At 66.2% G+C, this 26,033-nt stretch carries 21 protein-coding genes; 9 read left to right on the top strand and 12 right to left on the bottom strand.

Going from position 1 to position 26,033, the window contains the following annotated elements; translation table 11 throughout:
- Window positions 1–3: 3 nt before the first annotated feature.
- From coq7 to HY019_RS09015, 6 genes are all read right to left on the bottom strand, one after another.
- Complete coding sequence (gene coq7, locus HY019_RS09040) at window positions 4–624, bottom strand: 2-polyprenyl-3-methyl-6-methoxy-1,4-benzoquinone monooxygenase (RefSeq protein WP_290691454.1); 621 nt, start codon at window positions 622–624, stop codon at window positions 4–6.
- Between the two features lie 146 nt (window positions 625–770).
- Complete coding sequence (gene rodA, locus HY019_RS09035) at window positions 771–1,925, bottom strand: rod shape-determining protein RodA (protein WP_290690765.1); 1,155 nt, start codon at window positions 1,923–1,925, stop codon at window positions 771–773.
- Window positions 1,922–4,183 carry a penicillin-binding protein 2 gene (gene mrdA, locus HY019_RS09030; RefSeq protein WP_290690763.1) on the bottom strand — a complete coding sequence of 754 codons (2,262 nt, stop codon included), beginning with the start codon at window positions 4,181–4,183 and terminating at the stop codon, window positions 1,922–1,924. The genes rodA and mrdA overlap by 4 nt, the downstream gene beginning before the upstream one ends.
- Window positions 4,184–4,207: 24 nt before the next feature.
- Entirely contained in the window at window positions 4,208–4,723 is a 516-nt protein-coding gene (mreD, locus tag HY019_RS09025; RefSeq protein ID WP_290690761.1) for a rod shape-determining protein MreD, read from the bottom strand.
- Complete coding sequence (mreC, locus tag HY019_RS09020) at window positions 4,720–5,688, bottom strand: rod shape-determining protein MreC (protein ID WP_290690759.1); 969 nt, start codon at window positions 5,686–5,688, stop codon at window positions 4,720–4,722. The genes mreD and mreC overlap by 4 nt, the downstream gene beginning before the upstream one ends.
- A 72-nt stretch (window positions 5,689–5,760) precedes the next feature.
- Window positions 5,761–6,804, bottom strand: a complete 1,044-nt coding sequence (locus HY019_RS09015) for a rod shape-determining protein (protein WP_035036785.1) — start codon at window positions 6,802–6,804, stop codon at window positions 5,761–5,763.
- Between the two features lie 342 nt (window positions 6,805–7,146).
- On the opposite strand from HY019_RS09015, the gene gatC reads away from it, so the two are divergent.
- From gatC to HY019_RS08980, 7 genes are all read left to right on the top strand, one after another.
- Entirely contained in the window at window positions 7,147–7,446 is a 300-nt protein-coding gene (gene gatC, locus HY019_RS09010) for an Asp-tRNA(Asn)/Glu-tRNA(Gln) amidotransferase subunit GatC (RefSeq protein ID WP_290690756.1), read from the top strand.
- Complete coding sequence (gene gatA / locus HY019_RS09005; RefSeq protein WP_290690753.1) at window positions 7,443–8,936, top strand: Asp-tRNA(Asn)/Glu-tRNA(Gln) amidotransferase subunit GatA; 1,494 nt, start codon at window positions 7,443–7,445, stop codon at window positions 8,934–8,936. The genes gatC and gatA overlap by 4 nt, the downstream gene beginning before the upstream one ends.
- 6 nt (window positions 8,937–8,942) lie before the next feature.
- Window positions 8,943–9,812 (top strand): metal-dependent hydrolase, encoded by an 870-nt coding sequence (locus tag HY019_RS09000; RefSeq protein ID WP_290690750.1) that lies wholly within the window; start codon window positions 8,943–8,945, stop codon window positions 9,810–9,812.
- Window positions 9,813–9,817: 5 nt separating this feature from the next.
- The gene (gene gatB / locus HY019_RS08995) at window positions 9,818–11,311 is read left to right on the top strand and encodes an Asp-tRNA(Asn)/Glu-tRNA(Gln) amidotransferase subunit GatB (protein ID WP_290690746.1); all 1,494 of its coding nucleotides are present in this window, start codon (window positions 9,818–9,820) and stop codon (window positions 11,309–11,311) included.
- A 113-nt stretch (window positions 11,312–11,424) separates the two neighbouring features.
- Window positions 11,425–13,005, top strand: a complete 1,581-nt coding sequence (locus HY019_RS08990; protein WP_290690742.1) for a DUF2306 domain-containing protein — start codon at window positions 11,425–11,427, stop codon at window positions 13,003–13,005.
- Between the two features lie 13 nt (window positions 13,006–13,018).
- Complete coding sequence (locus tag HY019_RS08985) at window positions 13,019–14,095, top strand: AraC family transcriptional regulator (RefSeq protein ID WP_290690739.1); 1,077 nt, start codon at window positions 13,019–13,021, stop codon at window positions 14,093–14,095.
- Window positions 14,092–14,541 (top strand): DUF2834 domain-containing protein, encoded by a 450-nt coding sequence (locus HY019_RS08980; protein WP_290690731.1) that lies wholly within the window; start codon window positions 14,092–14,094, stop codon window positions 14,539–14,541. The genes HY019_RS08985 and HY019_RS08980 overlap by 4 nt, the downstream gene beginning before the upstream one ends.
- Before the next feature lie 22 nt (window positions 14,542–14,563).
- Here HY019_RS08980 and HY019_RS08975 read toward each other — a convergent pair whose 3' ends face one another.
- Window positions 14,564–15,247 carry a DUF4124 domain-containing protein gene (locus tag HY019_RS08975; protein ID WP_290690729.1) on the bottom strand — a complete coding sequence of 228 codons (684 nt, stop codon included), beginning with the start codon at window positions 15,245–15,247 and terminating at the stop codon, window positions 14,564–14,566.
- Window positions 15,248–15,359: 112 nt separating this feature from the next.
- Window positions 15,360–16,037 (bottom strand): orotate phosphoribosyltransferase, encoded by a 678-nt coding sequence (pyrE, locus tag HY019_RS08970; protein WP_290690727.1) that lies wholly within the window; start codon window positions 16,035–16,037, stop codon window positions 15,360–15,362.
- A 15-nt stretch (window positions 16,038–16,052) separates the two neighbouring features.
- On the opposite strand from pyrE, the gene HY019_RS08965 reads away from it, so the two are divergent.
- On the top strand, window positions 16,053–16,865 hold the full coding sequence (locus HY019_RS08965) for an exodeoxyribonuclease III (RefSeq protein WP_290690724.1): 813 nt from the start codon (window positions 16,053–16,055) through the stop codon (window positions 16,863–16,865).
- Window positions 16,866–17,099: 234 nt separating this feature from the next.
- Entirely contained in the window at window positions 17,100–19,874 is a 2,775-nt protein-coding gene (locus HY019_RS08960; RefSeq protein WP_290690721.1) for an EAL domain-containing protein, read from the top strand.
- Between the two features lie 16 nt (window positions 19,875–19,890).
- Here the strand turns inward: HY019_RS08960 and HY019_RS08955 are convergent, their stop codons facing one another.
- From HY019_RS08955 to HY019_RS08940, 4 genes are read right to left on the bottom strand one after another with little or no spacing between them, the layout of a single operon-like run.
- A complete protein-coding gene (locus HY019_RS08955) occupies window positions 19,891–20,817 on the bottom strand; it encodes a class I SAM-dependent methyltransferase (RefSeq protein ID WP_290690718.1) in 927 nt (308 codons plus the stop codon).
- A complete protein-coding gene (locus HY019_RS08950; protein WP_290690716.1) occupies window positions 20,814–21,521 on the bottom strand; it encodes a thioesterase domain-containing protein in 708 nt (235 codons plus the stop codon). The genes HY019_RS08955 and HY019_RS08950 overlap by 4 nt, the downstream gene beginning before the upstream one ends.
- Window positions 21,458–25,117 carry an amino acid adenylation domain-containing protein gene (locus HY019_RS08945; protein WP_290690714.1) on the bottom strand — a complete coding sequence of 1,220 codons (3,660 nt, stop codon included), beginning with the start codon at window positions 25,115–25,117 and terminating at the stop codon, window positions 21,458–21,460. Before HY019_RS08945 ends, HY019_RS08950 begins: the two co-directional genes overlap by 64 nt.
- The gene (locus tag HY019_RS08940; protein WP_290690713.1) at window positions 25,118–25,966 is read right to left on the bottom strand and encodes an iron-containing redox enzyme family protein; all 849 of its coding nucleotides are present in this window, start codon (window positions 25,964–25,966) and stop codon (window positions 25,118–25,120) included.
- Window positions 25,967–26,033: the final 67 nt, after the last annotated feature.

Genomic DNA, 26,033 nt, shown 5'->3' with positions numbered 1-26,033 from the left:
TGATCAGATGTAGTGCGCGGTGGTCGTCATGACCTTGGCGGCCAGGCGCATCAGGCCCCGCACGGGCGATGGCAACTCGATGCCACCCGCACGCTGGGCCGCCTCGGCATGGGCGACCTCGTCGTCGCGCATCTGGGCGACCACCGCCTTGGAGGCCACATCCCCGGCGGGCAGGCGGTCCATGTGGCTGTTGAGGTGGTGCTCTACCTGGCGCTCGGTCTCCACCACAAAACCCAGGCTGATCTTGTCGCCGGCCTTGGCGGCCAGCAGGCCGATGCCAAAGGCACCCGCGTACCACAGCGGGTTGAGCAGGCTGGTGCGGCTGCCCAGGGCCTTGAGGCGTTGTTCCGTCCAGGCCAGGTGATCGGTTTCTTCACGCGCGGCGGCCTCGAACTGGGCCTTGAGCGCCGGGCTGTCGGTGCCCCAGGCCTGGGAGGCGTACAGCGCCTGCGCGCACACCTCGCCCACGTGGTTCACCCGCATCAAGGCTGCAGACAGGCGTTTTTCTTCGTCTGACAGGGGCGCCGTCTCGGGCACGGCCGGTTGCGGGCAAGGCCGCGTGGCAACGTGGTCGGCAAAGACCGTGCGCAAGGCCGTGTCGAAGGACATGATCAGGCGGTCCATGCCATCGTGGTGGATGGCCGAGCGGGTGGCCGAAGAAGCGGCGCGGTGGGGCGTGTTCATGGCGCGGATGTTAACGCCCCGGCATGCAGGCTGTCTTGCGCCGGATCAGGCCTCATGGGTATGCACGGCGGCGGCGGGCTCGCGGCTCAGCGCTGCATCAGCCCGCGGCTCTTGGCGATCGACATCAGCATGCCCAGGCCCAGGCCCAGGGTGACCATGGCCGTGCCCCCATAACTGATGAAGGGCAAAGGCACCCCCACCACGGGCAGGATGCCGCTGACCATGCCCATGTTGACAAAGGCATAGGTGAAAAAGCTCAGGGAAATGGCCCCGGCCAGCAAGCGCGAGAACAAGGTCGGTGCCTGCGAGGCGATCACCAGCCCCCGAAAGATCAGGGCCAGAAAGCCCAGCATCAGGGTGATGCCGCCGGCCAGGCCGTGCTCTTCGGCGTAGGCCGCGAACACGAAGTCGGTGGTGCGCTCGGGGATGAACTCCAGGTGGGTCTGCGTGCCTTGCATGAAGCCCTTGCCCGTCACCCCGCCCGAGCCGATGGCGATCATGCCCTGGATGATGTGAAAGCCCTTGCCCAGCGGGTCGGTGGTGGGGTCCAGCAGGGTGCAGACCCGGTTCTTCTGGTACTCGTGCAGGCCCACCCACTTGACCTCCGGCTGGCACAACTGGGTCTGGTAGGACACGATCAGGGTGATGCCCACGGCCCCGGCCAGCAGCACGGGCACGATCAGGCGCCAGTTCAGGCCGGCAAAAAAGATCACGTACAGCCCTGAGGACATGACCAGCATGGCCGTGCCCAGATCAGGCTGCTTGAGGATGAAGGCCGCCGGCAGCAGCACCAGGGCACCTGCGGCGGCAAAGTCCAGCCCACGCAACTGCCCTTCGCGCCGCTGGAACCACCAGGCCAGCATCAGGGGCATGGCGATCTTCATGATCTCGGAGGGCTGGATGACCATGCCGACGTTCAACCAGCGCGTGGCGCCCTTCTTGGTGATACCGAACAAGGCGGTGGCCAGCAGCAGCGCCATGCCCACGGTGTAGAGCGGCACGGCCAGCGCCATCAATTTTTGCGGCGGGATCTGGGCCACCAGAAACAGCATCAGCGCGGCCAGCATCATGTTGCGGGATTGGTCGATGAAGCGGGTGCCGTTGTCGAACCCGACCGAGTACATATTGACCAGGCCCAGCGCGCACATGAAGACCACGATGCAGATCAGGGGCAGGTCAAAGCCCTGGAACACGGGCTTGATGCGCTGCCACCAGGAGGGTTTGTCAAAGGCCACGCTCATGGCTGCTCCCTTGAGGCGGCAGGGCTGGCCGCATTGGACGGATGCCGAGGCACAGGCGCCAGCGCCGGGGCGTCCACCGACGCGGGCTGGGCAGGCGCCGAGGGCGTTGGCCCGGATGACGACAAGGCGGGCGAGATCGCCGGCACGACGCGCGCAGCGCGCGGTGCCGATGAGGCGGCGCTGGCCGGGCTTGATGCGGCCCGGGCAGCGACAGCAGAAGCCGCAGAAGCGGCCGACGCGGCGGAAGCTGCAGATGCGGCCGATGCCGCGCTGTCTGGCGCGCTGGGCACGTCTGCGCCAAAGGCATCCAGGCCACGCGGCAGCGGCATGGCCGAGGCCTTGCGCGGCACGCCGAGGGGGCTGCCGGCCTTGCCGATCTGCACCGCCGCGATGTCGTCTTCACTGGGGTACTGGTCCATCAGGAGGTAGTCCAGCACACGGCGCGCGATGGGCGCCGCCGCCTCGGCGCCAAAGCCCGCGTTTTCGACGATCACGGCCAGCGCCACACGCGGGTTGTCCACCGGGGCAAAGGCCTCGTAAAGCGAATGGTCGCGCTTGTACTCGTCCACCTTGGAGGCCACGTACTTCTCGTTCTGGCGCAGGCCCACGGCCTGGGCCGTGCCGGTCTTGCCGCCACTCTGGTAGCCCGCCCCGATGAACACGCGCGTCGACGTGCCCTCCTGGGTCACCCCGAACATGGCCTCGCGGATGAAGGCCGTGTGCTCGGGCTTGTAGACCAGCGGGGCAAGCGCCTGGCTGGAGCTGACGCGGCGCTCACGGGTCAGCACGTTCTCGATCTCGCGCACCACGCGCGGCTGAAAGCGCTGCCCGTCACTGGCCACGGTGGCCAGGGCCGTGGCCATCTGCAGCATCGTGAAGGTGTTGTAGCCCTGGCCGATGCCCAGCGAAATGGTCTCACCGGCATACCACCGGCGCTGTTCGGCACGTTTGTAGGCGTTGCGCTTCCATTCGGTGGACGGCAGGATCCCGGTCACCTCGCCTTTGAGGTCGATGCCCGTGAGGCGGCCAAAACCCAGCGGGGCCATCTGGTCGTGGATGGTGTCCACGCCCAGGTCATTGGCCAGTGAATAGAAGTACACATTGCTGGACTCGACGATGGCGCGGCGCATGTTCATGGCCCCGCCGCGTTCGTTCTCGGGGCTGCGGAACTTGTGCCCACCGAACATGAAGAAGCCGTTGTCCATGATGATGGCGCTGGGGCTGCGCCGGCCCGTGTTGAGCGCCGCCAGGGCCATGAAGGGCTTGTAGGTGGAGCCCGGCGGGTAGGTGCCGCGCAAGGCCCGGTTGAGCAGGGGCTTGTCGGCCGATTCGTTGAGCTCTTTCCAGTTCTCGCTGTCGATGCCGTCGACGAACAGATTGGGGTCGAAGGTGGGCTTGGACACGAAGGCCAGCACCTCGCCATTGCGCGGGTCGATGGCCACCAGCGCGCCGCGGCGGTCGCCGTACAGGCGCTCGATCAAGGCCTGCAGCTTGATGTCGATCGACAGGTGGACCGTGTTGCCCGGTGTGGCGGGGTTGGAGCGCAAGCGCCGCACGGCGCGGCCACCGGCACTGGTCTCGACCTCTTCGAAGCCGGTGATGCCGTGCAGCTCTCGCTCGTAACTCTGCTCGATGCCCAGCTTGCCGATGTACTCGGTGCCACGGTAGTTGGCCTGGTCCTCATCGGACCAGTCGTCCATGGCATCGACCTCTCTCTGGTTGATGCGCCCGATGTAGCCCAGCACATGGCTGGCCAGCTCGCCGTAGGGGTAGTGGCGGAACAGGCGGGCCTGGATGTCGACGCCAGGGAAGCGGAAACGCTGCGCGGTGAAGCGGGCCACTTCCTCATCCGTCAGGCGGGTGCGGATGGGGATGGACTCGAAGCTCTTGGACTCTTCGCGCAGGCGTTTGAAGCGGCGACGGTCACGCGCCTGGATCTCGACGATGTGCGACAGTGCATCGATGGTGGCCTCGACGTCATCGACCTTGGAGGGGGTGATCTCCAACGTGTAGGCCGAGTAGTTGTTGGCCAGCACCACGCCGTTGCGGTCCACGATCAGGCCCCGGTTGGGCACGATGGGCACCACGGCGATGCGGTTGTTTTCGGCCTGCGTGGCCAGGTCGTCATGGCGCACGATCTGCAGCGTGTAAAGGCGAAACACCAGCAAACCAAAGCAGAAGATCACGAAGCCGGCAGCCGCCCACAGGCGGGCCCTGAATCGGCTCAGCTCCTGTTCGAGGTTCTTGAGTTCGGTCATGCGGTGCGCGGCTGAGAACCCGCCTTACAGCGGACGGTTCTTGTCGCGGTCCGGCGCACGGCGCTGCGGCGCCAGCAGCACGAAGGACGCCACCGGCCACAACAGCGACTCGATCAGCGGTGCGCCCAGCAGCCCCCAGCCGGGGAAGCCGGCGCCCGCAATCATGCGCACCAGCAGCGAGACCGCATGGGCCGCCACGAACAGCGGCACGATCTGCACGGCCTGCGAGGCCACCGTGAACCACAGCAGGCGGCGGTGCACGGTGATGGCAAAAAAGCTCAGCAGCGTGTAGGCCAGGGCATGTTGGCCCAGCAGCGCGCCCTGGTGCACGTCCATCAGCAGGCCCAGCACGAAAGCGCCACCCACGCCCACGCGGCGAGGCTGGTGCACGTTCCAGAACACCAGTGCGACGGCCAGGAAGTCCGGCACTCCGGCGGCCCGGCCCCAGGGCAGCATGTTCAAGCTCAGGGCCAGGAACAGCGAGAACCAGATGAACAGCGGGTTGGCGGGGAGCAGCAGTTCGCTGCCACGCGGCATCATGGTTTGCCTCCGGTTTCTTTCTTGCTGGCCGCGTGGTGCCCCTTGCCATGGCGGCTGCTGTTTTCTGCAGCGGAGGCAGACGCAGAGGCCGCATCGGCCGGGCGCTCGGGCATCTTGCCGGCGGTGGGCTCCAGCAGCAGCACATGGCGCGTGCTGTCCGGGCTGGACAGGGGCACCAGGCTGATGCGGGCAAAGGCCGAATCGGCACGGCGATCCACCTGCAGCACCTTGGCCACAGGCAGGCCGGCCGGGTACACGCCATCCAGGCCGGAGGTCTGCAGCACATCGCCCACCTGCACGTCGGCGTTACCGGCCATGAAGCGCAGTTCCATGTCACGCGCATGCGGTGTGCCGTAGGCCACGCCGCGTTGCTGGGTGCGCACATTGACCACGGGCACGGCTGCGTCCTTGTCGGTCACCAGGGTCACTTCCGAGGTCAACGGGTAGACCCGTGTGACCTGGCCCAGCACGCCGGATTCGTCGATCACGGGCGAGCCCAGCACGACCCTGGAGGCACTGCCCTGGTCGATCACGACCTTGCGGGTGAAGGGATCAGGCGCGTCGTACTGGATTTCGGCGGCCATGCTGGCCACCTCGATGCGCGGGCGCAAGGCCAGCAAACCACGCAGGCGGGCGTTCTCACGCTCCAGCTGGTCGGCACGCATCACGCGTTCGGCCTGCTGGGTCACCAGGCGCTGGGCACGGGCCTGCGCCTGCCTGGCCTCGTCCAGCCCGGACAGGTAATGCCCTGCCGTTTCCCACCAGCGCGCCGGCGCCATCAACACCTCCTGCACCGGATGCAGGCCTGTGGCGACAAAGGCACGCAGGGGTTGGGTGACCTTCCAGCGCGAGTCGGCCACCATCATGAATACCGCCAGCGCCGAGAAGAACATCAGGCGTGTGAACGCCGAAGGCCCTTGCTTGAAGAAGGGCGGTGGTGAACGGTCCAGCGTGGCCAGGGGCATGGTGGCGGGTCAGCTCCCAATAACAACTCAGGCGCCATGTTGGGGGCGCCTGTTGGTCACGACAAGGGTGGGTTATTCCGAAGTGAAGATGCTGCCCAGGCGCTCCATGCGCTCCAGGGCCATGCCGCAACCACGCACCACGCAGGTCAGCGGGTCTTCGGCCACGAGCACCGGCAGGCCGGTTTCTTCGGCCAGCAGGCGGTCCAGATCGCGCAGCAGCGCACCGCCGCCGGTCAGCATCATGCCGCGCTCGGCGATGTCGGCGCCCAGCTCGGGCGGGGTCTGCTCCAGCGCGTTCTTGACGGCCGACACGATCTGGTTGAGCGGGTCGGTCAGGGCTTCGAGGATCTCGTTGGACGAGATGGTGAAGCTGCGGGGCACGCCTTCGGACAGGTTGCGGCCCTTGACTTCCATCTCCTTGACCTCGGAGCCAGGGAAGGCCGAACCGATTTCCTTCTTGATGGCTTCGGCCGTGGGCTCACCGATCAACATGCCGTAGTTGCGGCGGATGTAGTTGATGATGGATTCGTCGAACTTGTCGCCGCCCACGCGCACAGAGCCCTTGTAGACCATGCCGCCCAGGGAGATCACGCCGACTTCGGTCGTGCCGCCGCCGATGTCGACCACCATGGAGCCGGACGCCTCGGACACCGGCAGGCCGGCACCGATGGCCGCGGCCATGGGTTCTTCGATCAGGTAGACCTCGGAGGCACCAGCACCCAGGGCCGATTCACGGATGGCGCGGCGCTCGACCTGGGTGGAGCCGCAGGGCACGCAGATGATGATCCGGGGGCTGGGCTTGAGCACCGAGCGCGGGTGGACCATCTTGATGAACTGCTTGAGCATCTGCTCGGTGACGGTGAAGTCGGCGATCACGCCGTCTTTCATCGGGCGGATGGCCTCGATGTTGCCGGGGACCTTGCCCAGCATGGCCTTGGCCTCGGCGCCCACGGCCTGGATGGTTTTCTTGCCGTTGGGGCCACCTTCGTGGCGGATCGACACCACAGAAGGCTCGTCCAGCACGATGCCCTTGTCACGCACATAGATCAGCGTGTTGGCCGTGCCCAGGTCGATGGCCAGGTCGGTAGAAAAATACTTGCGAAACATTCCGTACATGCGGCGAACTCCGGCTCCGGGCCTTGTGCCGCTACCGCCCTGGCGCAAAACCGATCAACGGCTCACCCGACAAAACGGGGAGCACGTCTGGTGCGAGGCGGAACGCTGGCGGGCAAAGGCCCCTGAAACAACGCGCGCAGCCTGCCTGAATGACCCGGCTGCGCGACAAAACAATCTCCCTGACCGCAAATGCGCCAATTCAGTGCAAATACGGCTTGTGGATAACCTAGGATAATACCCCAAGGCCCTGCCCTTTCCCGCCTGCGCGGGGGTGAATTCCGCTTGTAAACGCAACGTAAACCACCCGGCAACGGCCACTGTCTGTTACCCCTGGATGAAGCCATGGCCCTGACCCCTGCCGACGTCAGCCGCATTGCCCAACTCGCCCGCCTCGAACTGAGCGGCGAGGAGCAAGGCGCGATGCTGACGCAATTGAACGAATTCTTCGACATCGTCGAGAAGATGCGCGCGGTGGACACCTCCGGTGTCGAACCCCTGTACACCCCCCTGTCGGCCATCGAGGACGTGACCTTGCGCCTGCGCGAGGATGCCGTCACCGAGCCCAACAACCGGGAGGCCAATATGGCCAACGCCCCCGCCCAGGATGGCGGCCTGTTCCTGGTGCCCAAGGTGATCGAATGAGCACAGCCCTGCACGACCTGACCCTGGCCGAACAGAGCCAGCAACTGGCATCAGGCCAGACCACCAGCGTGGCGCTGACGCAGCACGCGCTGGACCGCATCGCCGCGCACACCGAGCTGGGCGCCTTCCTGCATGTGGACGCCGCCGGCGCCCTGGCTGCTGCAGCGGCCTCGGACGCCCGCCGCGCGGTGGGCCAGCCCTTTGGCCCGCTGGACGGCGTGCCCATTGCCCACAAGGACATCTTCGTGACGCACGGCCTGCCGACCACGGCCGCCTCGAAGATGCTCAAGGGCTACCAGAGCCCGTTTGACGCCACCGTCGTGGCGCAGCTCAAGGCTGCGGGCGCGGTGACCGTGGGCAAGCTCAACTGCGACGAGTTCGCCATGGGCGGCGCCAACGAGAACTCCGCTTATGGCGTGGCCCGCAACCCCTGGGACACGAACCGCATCCCGGGTGGCTCGTCGGGCGCCTCGGCCGTGGCCGTGTCGGCCCGCCTGGTGGCGGCCACCACCGGCACCGACACCGGCGGCTCGATCCGCCAACCCGCGGCGCTCACGGGCATCACCGGCATCAAGCCCACCTATGGCCGCTGCTCGCGCTACGGCATGATTGCGTTTGCCTCGTCACTCGACCAGGCCGGCCCCATGGCCCGCACCGCCGAAGACTGCGCCATGTTGCTGCAGGCCATGAGCGGCTTCGACCAGTGTGACGCCACCAGCGCGCAAGAGCCCGTGCCCGACTTCATGGCCGTGATCAACACGCCGCGCGCCGAGGCCACCACCGCCCAGCCGCTCAAAGGCCTGCGCGTGGGTGTGCCCAAGGAGTTCTTCGGTGAAGGTGTGAGTGCCGATGTGCTCGCGGCCACGCGTGCTGCGCTGGCACAACTCGAAACCATGGGCGCCACGCTGGTAAACATCAGCCTGCCGCGCACCGAGTTGTCCATCCCCGTGTACTACATCATCGCGCCGGCCGAGGCCTCGTCCAACCTGAGCCGCTTTGATGGCGTCAAGTTCGGCCATCGTGCAGCCAAGTACGGCGATCTCAACGACATGTACCGAAAGACCCGTGCAGAAGGCTTCGGTGCCGAGGTCAAGCGCCGCATCATGATCGGCACCTATGTGCTGTCGCATGGTTATTACGATGCCTATTACTTGCAGGCCCAGAAGCTGCGGCGCATGATCGCGGATGACTTCCAGGCGGCCTTCAAGGTGTGCGACGTGATCGCCGGCCCCGTTTCACCCAGTGTGGCGCGCCCCATCGGTTCGCAAACAGACCCGGTGGCCGAGTACCTGGCCGACATCTTCACGCTGCCTGCTTCGCTGGCGGGCCTGCCCGGCATGAGCGTGCCTTGTGGTTTTGGTGAACACGGTTTGCCAGTGGGTTTGCAACTGATCGGCAACTACTGGCAAGAGGCCGGGTTGCTGCACACGGCGCACGCCTTCCAGCAAGCCACCGACTGGCACCAGCGCCGCCCGACCAGCCTGTCATAAGCTGCCATGAACACCACCGCTGCGCCCCTCCACTCGGACGGCATGACCGTGCGCCACCTCGATGTGGACATCAGTCAGGGCTTTCCGATCTACTGGAACAACCACGATGCCTACCGTTCGCAATTGCTGAACGCGCTGTCGTTCATGTTCCCGGTGGGCGAGCAGTTCTTCATCGACAGCGTGCGCCACTTCGCCAAGGAGGTGGCGGCGCAAGGCCTCACCGAGCTGTCACAAGACATCAAGCACTTTGCCGGCCAGGAAGCCACGCACCGCCATCTGCACCAGCAGTACAACGACTTCCTCGTGTCCAAGGGCTACACGCCCTGGGTCGAACACGCGCTGGAGCGGGTCATCCGCTACACGGCGTTTTTCGACCCGCTCACCAAGCTGTCGATCACGGTGGCTTACGAGCACTTCACGGCCATCCTGGGTGACGGCTTGCTGCGCCACCAAAGCTGGTCTGAAGGCATGGACCCGACCATGCGCACCATCTGGCTGTGGCATGCGGCCGAGGAGTCCGAGCACAAGGCCGTGGCCATCGACACCTACCGTGCGATGGGCGGCGGCTACCTGCGCCGCGTGGCCCTGTACCTGCTGATCTCGCTGGAGTTCCTGGTGTATGCCTTCGTGCAAAGCACGATGATGCTGCTCAAGGACGGCCAGTTCTTCAAACGCAAGACCTGGGGCAGCGCCTTGCGCTTCTGGTTCGGCCACGAGGGCATCCTCTGGCACACCCTGCCGCACTGGTGGGCTTTCCTCAAGCCCAGCTTCCACCCCTGGCAACACGACAACCGGGCCCTGGTAGCCCGCTGGCGAGAAGACTTCGCCAATGCCTACCGCCCCTTGACCCCTCAACCTACGCGACACCCCGCCTGACGCCCATGAGCTCTCTGTTGATCCGCGGCTACGAAGTCGTCATTGGCCTGGAAACCCACGTCCAGCTGTCAACGCAATCCAAGATCTTCTCCGGTGCCTCGACGCAATTCGGCGCCGAGCCCAATACCCAATCCTGCCCGGTGGACCTGGCCCTGCCCGGCACCCTGCCTGTGATGAACAAGGGCGCAGTCGAACGCGCCATTGCCTTCGGCCTGTCGGTGGGCTCGCACATCGCGCCGCGCTCGATCTTCGCGCGCAAGAACTACTTCTACCCTGACCTGCCCAAGGGCTACCAGATCAGCCAGTACGAGATCCCCGTGGTGCAAGGCGGCACGGTCAGCTTCTTCGTGGGCGACAAGGAACACACCGTGCGCCTGGTGCGCGCCCACCTGGAAGAAGACGCAGGCAAGTCGCTGCACGATGACTTCATCGGCTTCAACGGCGAGAAGTCGTCCGGCATCGACCTCAACCGCGCCGGCACACCGCTGATCGAGATCGTGACCGAGCCCGACATGCACGCCAGCGTCGAGGCCGCCGAGTACGCCAAGGCCCTGCACACCCTGGTGGTGTGGCTGGGCATCTGCGACGGCAACATGCAGGAAGGCTCCTTCCGCTGCGACGTGAACATCTCGGTGCGCAAGCCCGGTGCGCCGCTGGGCACACGCCGCGAGATCAAGAACCTCAACAGCTTCAAGCACATCGTGCAGGCCGCTGACTACGAGATCAACTGGCAGATCGACGAGCTCGAAGATGGCCGCGCCATCCAGCAAGCCACCGTGCTGTTCAACCCCGACACGGGCGAGACGCGCGCGATGCGCACCAAGGAAGACGCGCACGACTACCGCTACTTCCCCGACCCCGATCTGCCCCCGCTGGTGATTTCGCCGGAGTGGGTGGAGCGTGTGCGCGCCACGATGCCCGAGCTGCCGCGTGTGATGGCCGCGCGCTTTGAAAGCGAATTCGGCCTGCCGGCTTACGACGCTTCGCTGATGACGCAGTCCAAGGCGTTTGGTGCTTACTTTGAAGCGGCAGCCAAGGCGTGTGGCCAGCCCAAGCTGGTGTCGAACTGGCTGATGGGCGAGGTCTCGCGCCGCCTGAACGCGGCCGAGCAGACCATCGAGCAATCGCCCATCAGCGCCGAGCTGCTGGCCGCGATGATCCAGCGCATTGCCGATGGCACCATCTCGAACAACGGCGCCAAGCAGGTGTTCGAGGCGCTGTGGAACGGCGAAGGCATCGACGAGGCCACCGTGGTGGAGAACCTCACACGCGTGGACGATGTGATCGCCGCCAAGGGCCTCAAGCAGATGAGCGACACCGGCGAGCTGGACAAGATCCTCGACGACATCCTGGCGGCCAATGCCAAGTCGGTCGAAGAGTTCCGCGCCGGCAAGGAGAAGGCCTTCAACGCGCTGGTGGGCCAGGCCATGAAGGCCACCAAGGGCAAGGCCAACCCGGCCACCGTCAACGAGCTGCTCAAGAAGAAGCTGGCGGGTTGATCCGGTCCGCCATACCGGGCTCGCACATTGGCGAGTCCGGCATGGCATTGGCGCGCAGGGCACTGGCATCGTCCCTAGGATGACGTCACCCTGACGCTCGCCCCGCCCGCACCATGAGCCTGACCGCCCCGATCCCCCTGTCTCCTGCCGCGCCGTGGCGCGCCTGGCTGCTGCGCGCCCTGGCCGTGGCCCTGACCCTGGCCATGCTGCTGTATGGCCTGGCCGCCATTGACGCCGGCATCGTGAACTACCGCAGCGCAGGCAATGCCGAGATCGCCGCCAAGCGCGTGGCCATGCAGCGCGCCGCCGAAGCCGGCCAGACCGTGGGCGACACGCGCGAGATCGCCGCGCACTCCAGCATCATGCTGGCCCTGCTCAGCCGCGTCAGTTCACCCACCTATGCTTATGGCAAGAACGGCCTGAGCGAGCCGCTGATCCACTACGCCACCATGCCCAAGGCCAATGGCATCGTGCTGTCCGTGCACAACGTGCTGGGCGGCACCTGCATGCTGTTTGGTGCCTTGCAGTTCTGGCCTGCCTTCCGCCGTCGCTTTCCGCTGTGGCACCGCACGTTTGGCGCCATCTACCTGCTGGCCGCGCAGTCCGCGATGGTCGCCTCGATGGTCTACCTGGTGCGCACGCCCATTGCCGACATCTACGACCAGCTCACCTTCTACGTGGGCCTGTGGGGCCTGGCCATCGGCGTGACGGTCAGTTTGTGGATGGCCGTCTATTCGATGTGGCGCAAGCAAATTGCCCAGCACCAGGCCTGGATGTGCCTGAACTACGGCATGTTGCTGACCGCCCCCATCCAGCGTTATGGCTGGCTGGCCTTCGGTGCCGCGGCGCCCGAGTTGCGCCAACTGGAGGCCAACTACGCCGTCACCGGCGTGCTGGTGCCGCTGTGCGTGATGATCGGCTACGGCCTGTTCACCCTCAACCGCTGGGCGCAGGACGGCCGCTCGGCCAAGTCCATGGCGAAGGTCGCACAGGCCTTCACGGGGCAAGCTCGGCTGGGCCGCACCCTGGCGCTGCTGGGCCTGCCTGTGCTGCTGGCAGCGGGTGTCAGCACGGTGCAGCACTACATGCTGAACCCCGGCCTGGGCCAGGCGGCCAACGCGGCCACACTGATCCCCGCCGGCGTCATCCAGATGGAAGACGCGGTGATCGCCGGCCACGCGCCAACACGCACCTTGTTCGCACTGGCCACGCTGCTGGGCCTGCTGGGTGGCGCGCGCCTGCTGTGGACGGCCTTTGCCACGCAACAGGCCGCGGCCCGCATCATGGACGCAAGCGCCTGGGCACTGGCTGCCGGTGGCGCGGTGGTGGGTGCCGTGCTGGTGCACTGGGGCATGCAGATGGGCCTGCCCAGCTTTGCCACGGTATCCGGCGGCGCGCTGTATGTGTTTGGCGGCACCACGACCCTGCTGTTTGCCGCCCTGCTCGCATGGGCCCTGCGCCGGCGCCAGGCCGCCTGGGCCAAGGAGTGGGGCTTGTTCGTGATCGCCTGCCTGGTGGCCACACCCAGCTTCTACTGGGCCCTGCCCGCGCTCGGCGCGATGGGCTTTGATGCGCAGTTCGTGCAGACGGGCCATGTGTTCCGCCTGGCCAGTTATGGCCAATGGATGCTGCTGATCGGCGCCTTCGTGTACGCCATCTACAGCGAAGCCACGCACAGTAAACTGGCCCGCTGAACACGACCCGCCCATGGTGAGCCCAGACCGCATCCTCAAGAGCCTGACCTTCCCCATCCAGTACCTGGAGATCGGGGAATCGCTCGCCAGGGAATTGCACCAGGACGTCGAAGCCCTGTACCGCTACTGCGGCATCGACCTGCCCCGGCCCTTCATGCCCTGGCAGACCATCAATGGCAAGCAGATGCAGCAGGCGCTGGTGTACTTCCTGAAGCTGTGCCCGCCCGGCCCGCCGCCGCTGGTCACCTTCATGGCGCACTTCCCGCTGACCACACACGGCCCCGTGGGCATGCTGGCCATCACCTCGGCCAACCTGGGTGAGGCGCTGCAAGGCGCCTTGAAGTATGCGAGCCTGGTGATGCCGGCCTACAGCATGCGCCGCCAGGATGTGGGCGACGAAGTGCACATGATCATCGAACGCCAGTACGACTTTGGCGACATCAATGACTTCTTCACCGAGACGGTGGTGACGGCCCCGCTCAAGATCATGCCCTTCCTGACCCAGCCCATCTCCGGCGGCACGGTCTACCTGATGCACAGCCCCATGGGGGACCCGGCCGAGTACGAAGCGGCCTTTGGTGTGAAGTTCGTGTTCAACGCGCGGCAAAACAAGGTGGTGCTGCCCCGGCAGGATCTGAGCATCCCGCTGATTGCCCGCAGCCGCGCCTCGCACATGCTGATGAAGGCCACGCTGGAGCAGCAGAGCCAGGCCCGCGTCGACATGAAGCCCACCACGCAGGAGGTCAAGCGCCGCCTGCAGACGGCCGTGCGCCAGAAGCAGATCCTGGACGCTGACGCCCTGGCGCAGGTCCTGGCCATGTCGCCCCGCACGCTCAGCCGCCGGCTGAAAGACGAGGGCACGACGCTGCCGCAGCTGCGCACCGAGGTGGGCGTTGAATACGCCGAGGTCCTGCTGCTGGAGACCGACAAGTCCATCGCGCAGGTGGCGCATGCCGCCGGTTTTGCCGACGCCGCCGCCTTCACCCGGGCCTTCAAGCGCGCCACCGGGCAGACACCCTCGCAACGGCGCACCGGCTCTGCCATCACGGACGCATCCGCCAACCCAACCGTCACACCACCCTCTCCATGACCATGACACGTCGGCAAACCGCGCTGTGTGCGCTTTACGCATTGATCGCCGTGGCCGCCCTGGCGGGCACCGCCTCGCAACTCAAGCCTTATCTGGCCCTGGGCGTGGTGCAGGGCAACGTGCACTTCTGGCAGGACACGCTGCTCAACGCGGCCAGCCGCTTCATCACGGTGGACATCATGTTTGTGTTCGCGGTGGTCTGGCGCTGGATGCTGACCGAGGCGCGCCGCCTGAAGATGGGCGGCTACGGCTGGTACTTTCCAGCCTCCTTGCTGATCGCCTTCAGCGCCACGCTGCCGGTGTTCATGATCCACCGTGAGATCGCGCGCAGCCGCCTGCGCACGGTCGAGCCAGAAGACACGGGCCTGCTGGGGGGCTTGAGCGTGCTGCTGGTTTGCGCCGTGGCGCTGGGCTACACCTGGCGTGCGGTGATGCTGGCGAGCTGAAGCGCGCAGCGGCGAAGGCCACTCAACGGGGCACAGAAGCCCCGTCGCCCGACGTCCCTGGTGTGGCCCCGGCCCACAGGCGCTTGAGGCGGGTCAGTTCGGCGTCATACAGCGCATTCACACGGGCGATTTCGGCCGTCTGCTGCGCAATGATGTCTTTCTGGGCTTGCTGCTGGGCATCGTTGGCCTCCAGCTTGCTCTTGAGCTTGTAGGGCAGGCGCCGGCCCTTGTAGAACTCGGTCTCGGCCGTCAGGGGCTTGCGGTCTTCCTGCAACTCCTTGAGGTGCAGCTCGGAGGCGGCAATGCCGCGGCGCAGGTCATCCAGCGCAGACTCGCGCGCCTTGCTGTGTACCGACTCATTGGGGTAGCGCAGCATCAGGTTGCGGTCACGCCGCACGGCGTCTTTCAGGGTGGCTTCGGCCAGGGCCTTCTGGCGCTGGCGCTCTTCTGCCGCGGCCCGCTCCTCGGCATTCATGCGCGGCGGCAGGGTCTTGCGCTGCGAGCCATCCTTGTTGAGCACGCGCTGCTCGCGGTCCAGGCACTCCGGGATCGGGCGATCCGAGGTGAGCCGCTTGCCGGTCGAGTCCACACAGGAGTAGATGCCGGCCGCATTGGCCGTGTTGCCCGATGACGAGGAGGCCGCGAACGCGCAGGGCGCCAAGGCCAGCATGCACGCCGCGACCAGCCTCGCCCCAATCTGGGGCATGGTCAAGCGTTCAAGGGCTCCCGGCTCAAACCTCATCATGGCTCCGTGGTGTGGCGCGTGCATCGCGCACCTTTATCCGCTTATTGTGAACTGATCCTGCTCTTTCAACGGATCAGACGCCATAGCGTTGACGGTATGCCAGCACAGCGGGATGGAAGGCGGTCAAGGCAGGGTCGGACTCCGTCTGCAGATACTGCAGCAAATCGGCCAGCGTGGCGATGGCAACAACGGGCAGACCGTAGTGCTGTTCCACTTGCTGCACGGCGCTTTCATTGGCGTCCTGCCCATTGGCCGTGGCCTTTTCCTGGCGATCCAGGGCAATGGTGACACCAGCCGGCTTGGCGCCCGCCTTCAGAATCAGGTCAATCGACTCACGCACCGAGGTGCCTGCGGAAATCACGTCGTCGATGATCAGCACACGGCCTTGCACGGGCGCGCCCACCAGGGTGCCGCCTTCGCCGTGGTCCTTGGCTTCCTTGCGGTTGTAGGCAAAGGGCTTGTTGTGGCCCAGGCGCGCCAGCTCGATGGACACGGCCGCCGCCAGGGTGATGCCCTTGTAGGCCGGGCCGAAGAGCATGTCGAACTCGACGCCGGACGCAATCAGCCGACGTGCATAGAATTGCGCCAGGCGGCCCAGCTTGGCGCCGTCATCGAACAAGCCGGCATTGAAGAAATAGGGCGACAGGCGCCCGGCCTTGGTCTTGAATTCCCCGAACCGCAGCACCTTGGATTGCACTGCGAAGGCCACGAAGTCCTGGGCCAACGTGTCGTTTGAAGAGGTGTTGCTCATATCAATGGGTATCTCGTGTTTCGTCTGGTCTCACTCAACCTCAACGGCATCCGATCTGCCGCCACCAAGGGGCTCGTGCCCTGGGCTGAAGCCATGTCTGCCGATTGTATGGGCGTGCAGGAACTCAAGGTCCATGTCGACGACATGCCCGCCCCCCTCAAAGCCATGGCCGGCATGAACGGGCACTTCCATCATGCAGAAAAGAAGGGCTACTCCGGCGTCGGGCTGTACACGAAGCACGAGCCGTCGGACGTGATCATCGGCCTGGGCGGCCAGGACCCCAGCGGCGAGTTCGACCCGGAAGGCCGCTATGTGGAGCTGCGCTTCGACAAACCCGGGCGCAAGCTGTCCATCATCAGCTGCTACTTCCCCAGTGGCTCCAGCTCGGAAGAACGCCAGGAGGCCAAGTACCGCTTCCTTGACGTCATTTACCCCCACCTGACCTCCTTGCGAGGCGAGCGCGAATTCATCCTGATCGGTGACGTCAACATTGCGCACCAGGAAGCCGACCTGAAGAACTGGAAGGGCAACCTCAAGAACAGCGGCTTCCTGCCTGAAGAACGCGCCTGGATGACGAAGCTGCTGGACCCGGCTGGCGACACGCGCCTGGTCGACGTCTACCGCCGCCTGCACCCCGACACCACCGACGCGTGCTACACATGGTGGAGCAACCGAGGCCAGGCCCGCGCCAAGAACGTGGGGTGGCGCATCGACTACCACCTGGCCACGCCCGCGCTGGCCGAGACCGCCCGGCAGGCCGCCGTGTTCAAGGAACAGTGGTTCAGCGACCATGCCCCGCTGACAATCGACTACGACTTCAAGCTGTGAGCCCCATGGCGGCGGGGGATGCGCCCGCCGCCCATCCACAAAGAAGACTGGTGTCCGTGCCGCTAAACCGGTCTAATTGAAAAATTTGTTCGATTACCCTTTCAGGGCCATCCTGGTGCAAATCGGGATGCGCAGGTTCGCGCCGCATGGCGCTTCAAGGCAGGGGTGACGTGACGTACTGACGAGGCCTCGATCCGCTGACACATCCCTGAACCAGAGAAAGAGGGGGCGTCCATGTTGGGCTTTCGCGGGCATTCGCTGAAAACGCGGGTCACGCTGCTGACGCTGGCGATCTTGCTGGCCATCATCTGGTCGCTGGCCCTGATCACCGGTCGGGCCTTGCAACACGACCTGAGCGAAGTGCTGGGCGCGCAGCAGATCGGCACGGCGGCCATCATTGCCGCCAACATCGACAACCAGTTGCAGGAGCGCCAACGCTCGATCGAGCGCGTGGCCGCCAGCCTGAATACCACCGACCTGCGTGACCCCACGCTGCTTCAACACAAGCTGGCGCAACACCTGATCTTTCAAAGCCTGTTCAACGGCGGCACGTTCGTGACCCGGGCAGACGGCATCGCCCTGGCCTCGCTGCCTCTGTCCGCACAAAGGCAGGGCACCAGCTACATGGACCGCGACTACCTCCAGGAAGCGCTCCGAAACGGCAAGACCAGCTTTGGCCGCCCGGTGATGGGCCGCAAGATCGGCGCCCCGGCGCTTGCCCTGGCCACGCCCATTCGGGACGGGCAACACATCGTCGGTGCGCTGGTCGGCGTCATCAACCTGAGCCAGTCGAGCTTTCTGGACTCGTCCAACTACAGCCAGATCAGCAAGGTGGGCAATTACCTGCTGGTGGACGCCCGCCATCGCGTCATCGTCACCGATGCCCGCAAGCAACGTGTTCTGGAGGCCTTGCCAGGCCCCGGGGTCAGGCCCTGGGCAGATCGTTTCATCGCCGGCTTTGAAGGCAACGCCACCTTCGTGAACGCCGCTGGCGTGGAGGTGTTTTCGTCCATCAAGCAGATCCCGTCAGCAGGCTGGTACGTGGCCGTTCAGATCCCGACAGCCGAGGCCTTTGCGCCCATCACCGCCATGCAGCGGCAGATCTGGCTGACCGCCCTGGGCCTGACGCTGCTGGCCAGCACCTTGATCTGGTGGATGCTCACCAGCGAGCTGGCGCCGCTGCAACAGACCGAACAAGCCTTGACCGTCCTGCGCCATGGCGGCGGGCCACTCCAGCCCTTGCCGCTCACCCGCAGCAAGGAGATCAACAGCCTGATCGAGGCCATCAACAGCCTGATCGCCGCACTCGCCGAGCGGCAAGCCGCCCTCAATGAAAGCGAAACGCTGTACAGAACGGCGTTCCGCACCAACCCCGACGCGGTGAGCATTGGCCGTGTGTCCGATGGCCACTTCATCGACGTCAACGATGGCTTCACCCGTGTCTATGGCTGGCAGCGCGAGGAGACCTTCGGGCAAAGCGCGGAATCGCTGGGCATCTGGACCGCCGCGGACCGGGCGGCGCTGGTCGAGGCGCTCGGCCCCGACGGGCACTGCCAGGACCTGGAGGTCGAACGCCGGGACAAGCATGGCCGGGTCTTCAGCGCGCTGGTCTCGTCCACCCGGATCACGCTGGCGGGCGAGCCCTGCGTGCTGACCGTGACCCGCGACATCACCGATCAAAAAGCCGTGGCCGAGCAGATCCAGCAACTGGCCTACACCGACCCGCTGACCTACCTGCCCAACCGGCGCCTGCTGATGGACCGGCTGCAGCAGTCCATTGCCAGCAGCGTTCGCCACCAGTGGCTGGGCGCGCTGGTCTACATCGATCTGGATGACTTCAAGACGCTCAACGACACCCTGGGGCACGACAAGGGCGACCTCTTTCTGGTGGAGGTGGCCGACCGCCTGAGCGCCAGCATCCGCTGCGGCGACACGGTGGCGCGCCTGGGCGGCGACGAGTTTGTCGTGCTGCTGGAGCACCTGAGCGTCCATCTCGATGAAGCCGCCACCCAGGCCAGGCAGGTGGCCGAGAAGATCCTCGCCGCGCTGAACAAACCCAGTCACCTCGAAGGCATTGCCCACCATGGCACGGCCAGCATCGGCATCACCTTGTTTGGCGACAAGCCCGAGAGCGCGACCGAGCCTTTGAAACGCGCCGACCTGGCCATGTACCAGGCCAAGGCAGCCGGGCGCAAGACGCTGTGCTTCTTCGACCCGCAGATGCAGGCCAAGATCAGCGCCCGCGTGGCGCTGGAAGCCCGCCTGCGCGACGCGCTGACACAGCAGCATTTCGAGCTGCACTACCAGGCCCAGGTCAATGAAGCCCAGCAGATACTGGGCGTGGAGGCCCTGGTGCGCTGGCTGGACCCGCTGCGAGGCATGGTCTCACCCGCCGAGTTCATCCCGCTGGCCGAAGAGACGGGCTTGATCCTGCCCCTGGGTGCCTGGGTGCTGGAGACCGCGTGCCGGCAGTTGCATGACTGGGCCCAGCGGCCCGACAAGGCGCACCTGAAGATCTCGGTCAACGTCAGCGCCCGCCAGATGCACGGCGACGGCTTTGTCGAGCAGGTCAAGGACGTGCTGGCACGCACCGGTGCGCCACCGCACAGGCTGATGCTGGAGCTCACCGAGAGCCTGCTGGTCACCAACATCGAGGCCACCATTGCCAAGATGACGGCGATCAAGGCGCTGGGGGTGAGCTTCTCGCTCGATGACTTCGGCACGGGCTTTTCATCGCTGTCCTACCTCAAGCGCCTGCCCCTGGACCAGCTCAAGATCGACCGCAGCTTTGTGCGCGACATCCTGGTGGACCCCAATGACACGGCGATTGCCAAGATGGTGGTGGCGCTGGGCAACAGCCTGGGCCTGTCCGTGATCGCCGAGGGCGTGGAAACCGCCGCACAACGCGATGCGCTGGCCGCACTGGGCTGTTTCAGCTACCAGGGCTTTTACTTCAGCAAGCCGCTGCCGGTCGCGCAATTCGAGTCGCTGCAACTGAGCCCGGCCTGAGCCGGGGCCACCGGGCTCAGCGCGTCAGCCGCATCCCCACCGCCGCGATCCGCTCCACATCGGCATAGGTGGCCAGCGACAACTCTTCGCCGAACACATCGGGGTCGATCTCCAGGTAGTCCAGTTGCACCGATTGCTGCGCCGCCAGCGCAGTGACCTGCGCACGGATGGCGTCCACCCCGGCCACGATCGCACTGCCGGTGTACAGGACCAGCGACTGGCCGGCCCTGGCGCGCATCAGCCACTCGCGCACGATGCGCATGGACAGGCCTTCACCATGCCGCCCGCCCCCATCGCGATAGGCCCGTTGCTGGGTGTCGCGCATATAGGGCGGGTTGGCCGCGCACAGGTCGGGCAGCTCGGGCAAGGCCGCGAACAGGTCGCTTTGCACGGTGCGCACCTCGATGCCTGCCATCGCGGCGTTGGCACACGCCACGTCGAGCGCACGCACGTTGATGTCCGTGAGGATCACCTCGCGCCGAGGCTGCGCACAGGCCAGCCACAGCCCGCCCGCGCCAGAGCCACACCCGATGTCCGCCACCACATCGGCCTGGGTGGCCAAACGATCCAGCAGGGCGCAGAACCGGTAGGTGTCGGGCCCGAAGAAGATGCTGTCGGCCGCCGTGGTGGGGTAGGCCGAATGGGCCAGCAACAAATCACCCAAGCTGGAAAAACGCAGCCCGGATCGGTAATGTGCCCCCACGCGGTGCAGTTCACCAGCCTGGTCCAACAAGCCCAGCAGTTCATCGCCCAGGAGCGAAGCCTCAAACGGGCGGCTCCAACCGAAGACGTCGCGCAGGTCGCTCGCCAGGCGCAGCCCACCTGGGGCGCGCTCGTCAAGGCCCCGGGCCAGCACGCGCTCGTGCGTGGCAGGGGTGGTGGTAGTGAAGTGGTAGCCAGCCTGGCGCAAGCGCCGGCCGAGATGGACCAAGGCCTGGTTCATGTCAGGGCCTCCTGATGAAATGAAGGGTGGGCCGCGGTAGAAGCAGGCGCCTGCGCCACCGCATGGGATGAGGGATTCAGGCGCGCGCTGAGGTCTGCGGCGATGGCCTCGACATGGCCGGGCGCCATCATGCCCATGTGGTCCCCATCGATCTCGACCTGAGCCCATGGGCCACGCACCATGTGGGCAAAGCCATGGCCGGGGGCCACGCTGCGGTAGGCATCCTCGCCACGAGACCGGTACAGCACCACCGCACCGTGATACGGCTGCAGGCTTTGTTCAAACGCGCTCAGCACACGCGCAAACTCGGCCATCATGTGCGCGTGCATGCGGCGGCGTTCGCTGTCGCCGGGGTCGGGCGGGCCGGCCTGCCTGGCCGCTTCGACCAGCCGCATCCCACGGGCCAGGAGCACGCGCCACCCGCTCTGGGTCAAGGCGTGCCACTGCCTGGTCAACCAGGCTTGGGGGCCTCGCCCCAGTGTCCCTGGGCCCAACGCGCCGGGCAGGCAGGTGTCGATCATGACCATCTGCTCGACACGCTCACCCTGCTCGGTCAATTGCCTGCTGACTTCGTAGGCAATGGCCCCGCCAACGGAGAAGCCGCCAATGACGTAAGGGCCATGCGGGGTGTAACGCTGCATCACCGCCATATAGCTTGCGGCCAGCTCGGCCAGACCTGGCAAGGAGGCACCGCTGCGCACCATGGCCTCCTCGACGGCAGCGAGACCACGTAGATGGGGTTGGGCCCCGTCATGGCCCGAGCGAAAGGCTCGTACAACAAGACCCCAGCAAACAACCATATCGGCGTGCCATGCCCCGCACGCAACTGCATGATCAGCGGCGCCCCCCCCTTGCTGCCCGCGCGAAGATGGGCAGACAAGGCCGCCACCGAGGGCGCCGCCAACAACTCGCTCAAGGAGAGCCGGACAGACAGCGCTGACTCCAGTTGCGTGATCAAACCCATGGCCGCCAGCGAATCGCCGCCCAGATCAAAGAAGCTCTGGTCGGGCTGCGCAGCCACACCGGGCAAGGCGCGCGAGAAGGCTTTCGCCACGATGAGCTCGATGTCATCGCGGTAACACGCAGGCTGGGCCGATGGCCTGACAAGCGGCGCTGGTGCAGGCAGCGCACGCCGATCGACCTTGCCATGGCCCGTGACCGGAAACCGGTCCAGCACGATGAAGGACTGGGGCACCATGTAAACAGGCAGGCAGGCCCTGCAATGCGCATCCAGCGCAAGCGACTGGGGCTGCCCCCCGTCCAGGGCAAGGACATAGGCCACCAGGCACTTCACACCAGGCGCGTCTTCCCTCAACAGCACAAGCGCATCGCGCACCTCCGCATGCTGGCGCAGCGCTGCTTCGATCTCGCCCAACTCGACCCGATGCCCGCGCACCTTGACCTGGAAGTCTGCCCGGCCCACGTAAACCAACTGCCCGTCTGCCTCGAAGCGGCCGATGTCGCCGGTCTTGTATAGCCGGGCCTGTGGGTCAGGGCTGAAGGGGTGGGGCACGAAGCTGTGGGCCGTCAGGTCCGGGCGGCCCAGATAGCCCCTGGCCAGGCCCAAGCCGCCAATGTGGATCTCACCCTCGATGCCGACGGGAACGGGCTCCCCCTGCTGGTCCAGCACGTAGATTTCGGTGTTGGGCAGCGGCCGGCCGATGGGCAAGGCGCGGTCGACGTCCACCACGCCCTCATGCACATACATGGTGCTGGTGATGGTCGCTTCGGTGGGGCCGTAACCCTGGATGAAGCTGGCCGCCGCACCACCCAGGCTTTGCCATTGAGCCAGGTACTCGCCCAACACCTTTTCCGTGCCCACGCCCACGGCCTTCAAGCTGGGCGGCACCTGGCGCTGGTGCGCTGCCAGGTAACGCACCCACTCGTGCCAGAGTGCCGTTGGCAAAGTCAGCACGGAGAGGTGGTTGGCCCGCACGAACTGGTCAAATCGATCCAGCGATTCGAACAGGTCATCTGGCCGGATGACGATCTCGGCGCCGCCGATCAGCGCCGGGTAGATCTGCTCGGCCGCCACGTCAAAGCCGATGGGTGCAGACAAGAGGGTGCGCTCACCTTCACCGAGGCGGTAGACCGCGCGAACAGCCCGGGCGTGGTTGACCAGGGACCGGTGGGCCACTTCAACCCCCTTGGGCTGCCCGGTGGACCCGGAGGTGAAGACGCAATAGACCAGGTCTTGCGGGCTCACATCAGGCCACGCGGCCCGGGCCGACACCGCGGGTGGCGCCCCACCCTGGATGACCAGGAGCGCCTCGCCCAGAAAGACCAGCGCCTGACGCGCGGGTTCATGTGTCACCACGACACGCGCCCCGCTTTGCGCCAGCAGGGACTCGATACGGGCCCTTGGCGTGCCGGCATCCATGGGCACGTAGGCAGCGCCTGCTTTCATGATGCCCAGCATGCCGGTCAGGACATCGAAGCTGCGCCTGACGGACAAGGCCACCAGCTCGCCGGGCTGCACGCCACGCGCGATCAGCCGTCGCGCCAGATGATCCGAGCGCGCATCCAGCTCGGCGTAGCTCAACACGGCATGGCCACATCGTGCAGCCGGGGCATGGGGACTGCGCTGAACCTGCTCGGCGAACAAGGTGTGCATGCACTGCGCCGGAATGGCCGTGCGCGTGGCGTTCCAGCCGACGAGCATGCGCTCGCGCGTGGCCTGGTCCATCAGGGGCAGCCGGGAAATGGGCTGCGCCGGTGTGGCCAGGCTGGCATGAATCAAGGCGGCCACATGCTCATCCAGGGCATCCAGCAAGGGGCCCGGCCAATCAGGTGGGGCCAGCACACTCAGCTCACCCGCGTCGTCAGGCACGCACAAGACCAGGGCGGCATGCGCGGCCAAAGCCGGTGGGTGATCGCCACCGATCTGCATGGCGACCGGCCATCGGTCAGGCCAGACCGATGGGCCATGCAAACCGGGCGTGCGGGCCAGCAGATCCAGGGCAAAGGTGTCCATGTCCACACGCTGGCGGACACCCTGCTGGGCTCGCCCCAGCCACGCTTCAAATGTCAGTGCGGGGTCGTAACTCACGCGCCAGGGCACGATGGCCGCGAACAGACCCATGCCCTGCGTGAGCGCCTGTGGCCTCACCAAGCCGATGTCGAACTCAGCCTCGCGGTTCACGCGCGCCAGGTACAGCGCCCAGGCCGCCTGAACCCAGGCCTGTTGTTGGGACGCCGGCACCTTGGCGAGCGCACGGCGCGATCGCATCAAGGGCAAGCGCTGCAATGCGGGGGGTGGTGGCGCCGACGTGGGCAAAGGCAAGCCGGGATACGAGACCGCCTGTACCCCCCGCGCCAGACAGGACACCCATGCCGGTTCACGCCAGCACACCCGCTCATGCATGGCCGTGAGCTGTGCGCGTGCGGCGTCCGGCAAACTGCGCAGCGTCTTGCCCTGGTGGGGCGAGATCAGATCGATCAGCGCCGCTGGTGAAATGGCACGCCCATTCAGCTCGCAAAAGCCCGACAGCGCCACATCCCCCGATGCCGTGCCCAGCCGCCAAGTGGTGGGGGCCAGCTCAAGCAACGCCCCCGGACTGGCCGTGCCCGGCCCCGGCACAATCTCCGCGTGGCGGACCAGCAGGTAACGCTCACCCAGCGCCAGCTTGGGCAGCGCCAAAGGATTGGCGCCCAGGCCAAAGTCCAGCGACCGCACCAGATCCCGCACCGATGCGGCCGTGCCTGCGGGGTCGATCACCGCTTGCGCAGGCGGGCGCTGACGGGCCCCGAAGTAACTGCGAACGCCTTGCTGCGGCTCGGGCCGCCAGGCCCGCTGATGAAGGTCGTCCAGCAGCTGATCAAATGCTTCAGCTGCCGCATCAAAGCACCGCGTGTTGAGCGTGAAGGCCGTGTCTTGCGGGGACACGGCCAGGCGCCGCTGTGCCAGCACGCGCCCGGCGTCAATGCCGGGTGTGATCTCATGCCAGGTGATGCCGTGCGCTTGCTCGCCATGAAGCAAGGCCCAGGTCGTGGCATGCATGCCGGCATAACGAGGCAACAGGCTGTCATGGAAATTGACGGCCATGCCCGTCACGCAGGCCAACTCTTGAGGAGACAGTATCCAGGGGTTGCGAACGCTGAAGAGGTAGTCGAGGCCGCCATCGGTCAGGCGCGAGGCCCAAGCGCCGCGCTCGCTGACGTGGGCGATGGCCAGCCCTGCTGCGGCCTCAGCCAAGGAGCCATCGGGCGAGCACACCAGCGAGGGCGTCAAGCCGCGCGCGCACAGGGCATGAAGGCACCGGAGCGCCAGCGCGCCCTCACCAATGAGGCCGGTGCGCATTCAAGCCTGCAGCGCGTGATCAGCCAGGCCGAACTCCCGGCGATAGCGTTCATAGGTGCGCGCGCCCGCCTGCAGCCTCATCAGGGCCCCTTCGGCGATGAACCGGGCGACCTCGGGGCGCTCGGTGACCACCGGGATCAGCACCTCATCGCGCCAGGTTTGTGCATGCGCGAGGTCCACCACCGCATGCAGGCGGAAGTAGTGGCTGGCGGCACGGTCGATGCCCAGTCGGTCGAACGCCTGCACCACCTTGACCGCGCGGGTGGGTGCGGTTAGCTCGATGGCCCCCAGCGCACCCAGGGCATGAAAGGCATAACGCCGGTTGTAGCTCAGGCCGACCAGGACATTGCACAAGGCCTGGGACTCAGGCACGATGCCCTCGCCGTCGCTGCCATCCACCTCCAGGATGCGGGCCACGGTGGCCAGCATCGGGCCGTGCATGGCGCCCGATTTGCCTCGCCCCATTTCATCCCAGTAGTTGCGGGCCAGCTCCAGCTTGGCACGCTCGGGCATGCGCACTTGCGTCAGGGCCACCAGGTCGTCGAACCCGGCCTCCCCTGCGACTTCCTGCTGGATGAACCAACGCAGCTGCGCCAGCGTGGCGCGCTCGGCGAGGAACTCGAACAAGGGGTCGAACTGCCCCGGCCCGCTCTCTTTCAGGGCATCGAACCAGGCGGCGAAGGCGGCCGGCTCATGAGGCGCCTGGGCAGCACGCACAGTAATCAGCCGCCGCTCATGCTCCAGGAAGTCGTGCTCCAGCAAGGCCATGTCATGCGCGCGCTGGAGCTCGGCTGGCACATTGTCACCAGGTGTTGCCGGGCTGAGCCGGCCACGGTTGAACTCAGTCAACGCCCGCTGCGTTGACCACTGCTGACTGGATGAGGCATGGCATGACCTGCCAACGGCGAGATGGGCG

Source organism: Aquabacterium sp. (assembly GCF_016195855.1).
Lineage (GTDB): Bacteria > Pseudomonadota > Gammaproteobacteria > Burkholderiales > Burkholderiaceae_C > Aquabacterium.
Note: the sequence above shows the minus strand (reverse complement) of the source record. Positions and strands in the feature narration are given on the sequence as shown.

Coding starts and splice junctions, on each gene's coding strand:
- gatA (WP_290690753.1), top strand. CDS start 7,443: ATGAGCACAGCCCTGCACGACCTGACCCTGGCCGAACAGAGCCAGCAA.
- HY019_RS08985 (WP_290690739.1), top strand. CDS start 13,019: ATGGTGAGCCCAGACCGCATCCTCAAGAGCCTGACCTTCCCCATCCAG.
- HY019_RS08990 (WP_290690742.1), top strand. CDS start 11,425: ATGAGCCTGACCGCCCCGATCCCCCTGTCTCCTGCCGCGCCGTGGCGC.
- mrdA (WP_290690763.1), bottom strand. CDS start 4,183: ATGACCGAACTCAAGAACCTCGAACAGGAGCTGAGCCGATTCAGGGCC.
- HY019_RS09015 (WP_035036785.1), bottom strand. CDS start 6,804: ATGTACGGAATGTTTCGCAAGTATTTTTCTACCGACCTGGCCATCGAC.
- rodA (WP_290690765.1), bottom strand. CDS start 1,925: ATGAGCGTGGCCTTTGACAAACCCTCCTGGTGGCAGCGCATCAAGCCC.
- HY019_RS09000 (WP_290690750.1), top strand. CDS start 8,943: ATGAACACCACCGCTGCGCCCCTCCACTCGGACGGCATGACCGTGCGC.
- mreD (WP_290690761.1), bottom strand. CDS start 4,723: ATGATGCCGCGTGGCAGCGAACTGCTGCTCCCCGCCAACCCGCTGTTC.
- HY019_RS08955 (WP_290690718.1), bottom strand. CDS start 20,817: ATGAACCAGGCCTTGGTCCATCTCGGCCGGCGCTTGCGCCAGGCTGGC.
- HY019_RS08980 (WP_290690731.1), top strand. CDS start 14,092: ATGACCATGACACGTCGGCAAACCGCGCTGTGTGCGCTTTACGCATTG.
- gatB (WP_290690746.1), top strand. CDS start 9,818: ATGAGCTCTCTGTTGATCCGCGGCTACGAAGTCGTCATTGGCCTGGAA.
- mreC (WP_290690759.1), bottom strand. CDS start 5,688: ATGCCCCTGGCCACGCTGGACCGTTCACCACCGCCCTTCTTCAAGCAA.
- HY019_RS08960 (WP_290690721.1), top strand. CDS start 17,100: ATGTTGGGCTTTCGCGGGCATTCGCTGAAAACGCGGGTCACGCTGCTG.
- HY019_RS08950 (WP_290690716.1), bottom strand. CDS start 21,521: ATGGTGCGCAGCGGTGCCTCCTTGCCAGGTCTGGCCGAGCTGGCCGCA.
- coq7 (WP_290691454.1), bottom strand. CDS start 624: ATGGACCGCCTGATCATGTCCTTCGACACGGCCTTGCGCACGGTCTTT.
- HY019_RS08975 (WP_290690729.1), bottom strand. CDS start 15,247: ATGCCCCAGATTGGGGCGAGGCTGGTCGCGGCGTGCATGCTGGCCTTG.
- pyrE (WP_290690727.1), bottom strand. CDS start 16,037: ATGAGCAACACCTCTTCAAACGACACGTTGGCCCAGGACTTCGTGGCC.
- HY019_RS08945 (WP_290690714.1), bottom strand. CDS start 25,117: ATGCGCACCGGCCTCATTGGTGAGGGCGCGCTGGCGCTCCGGTGCCTT.
- gatC (WP_290690756.1), top strand. CDS start 7,147: ATGGCCCTGACCCCTGCCGACGTCAGCCGCATTGCCCAACTCGCCCGC.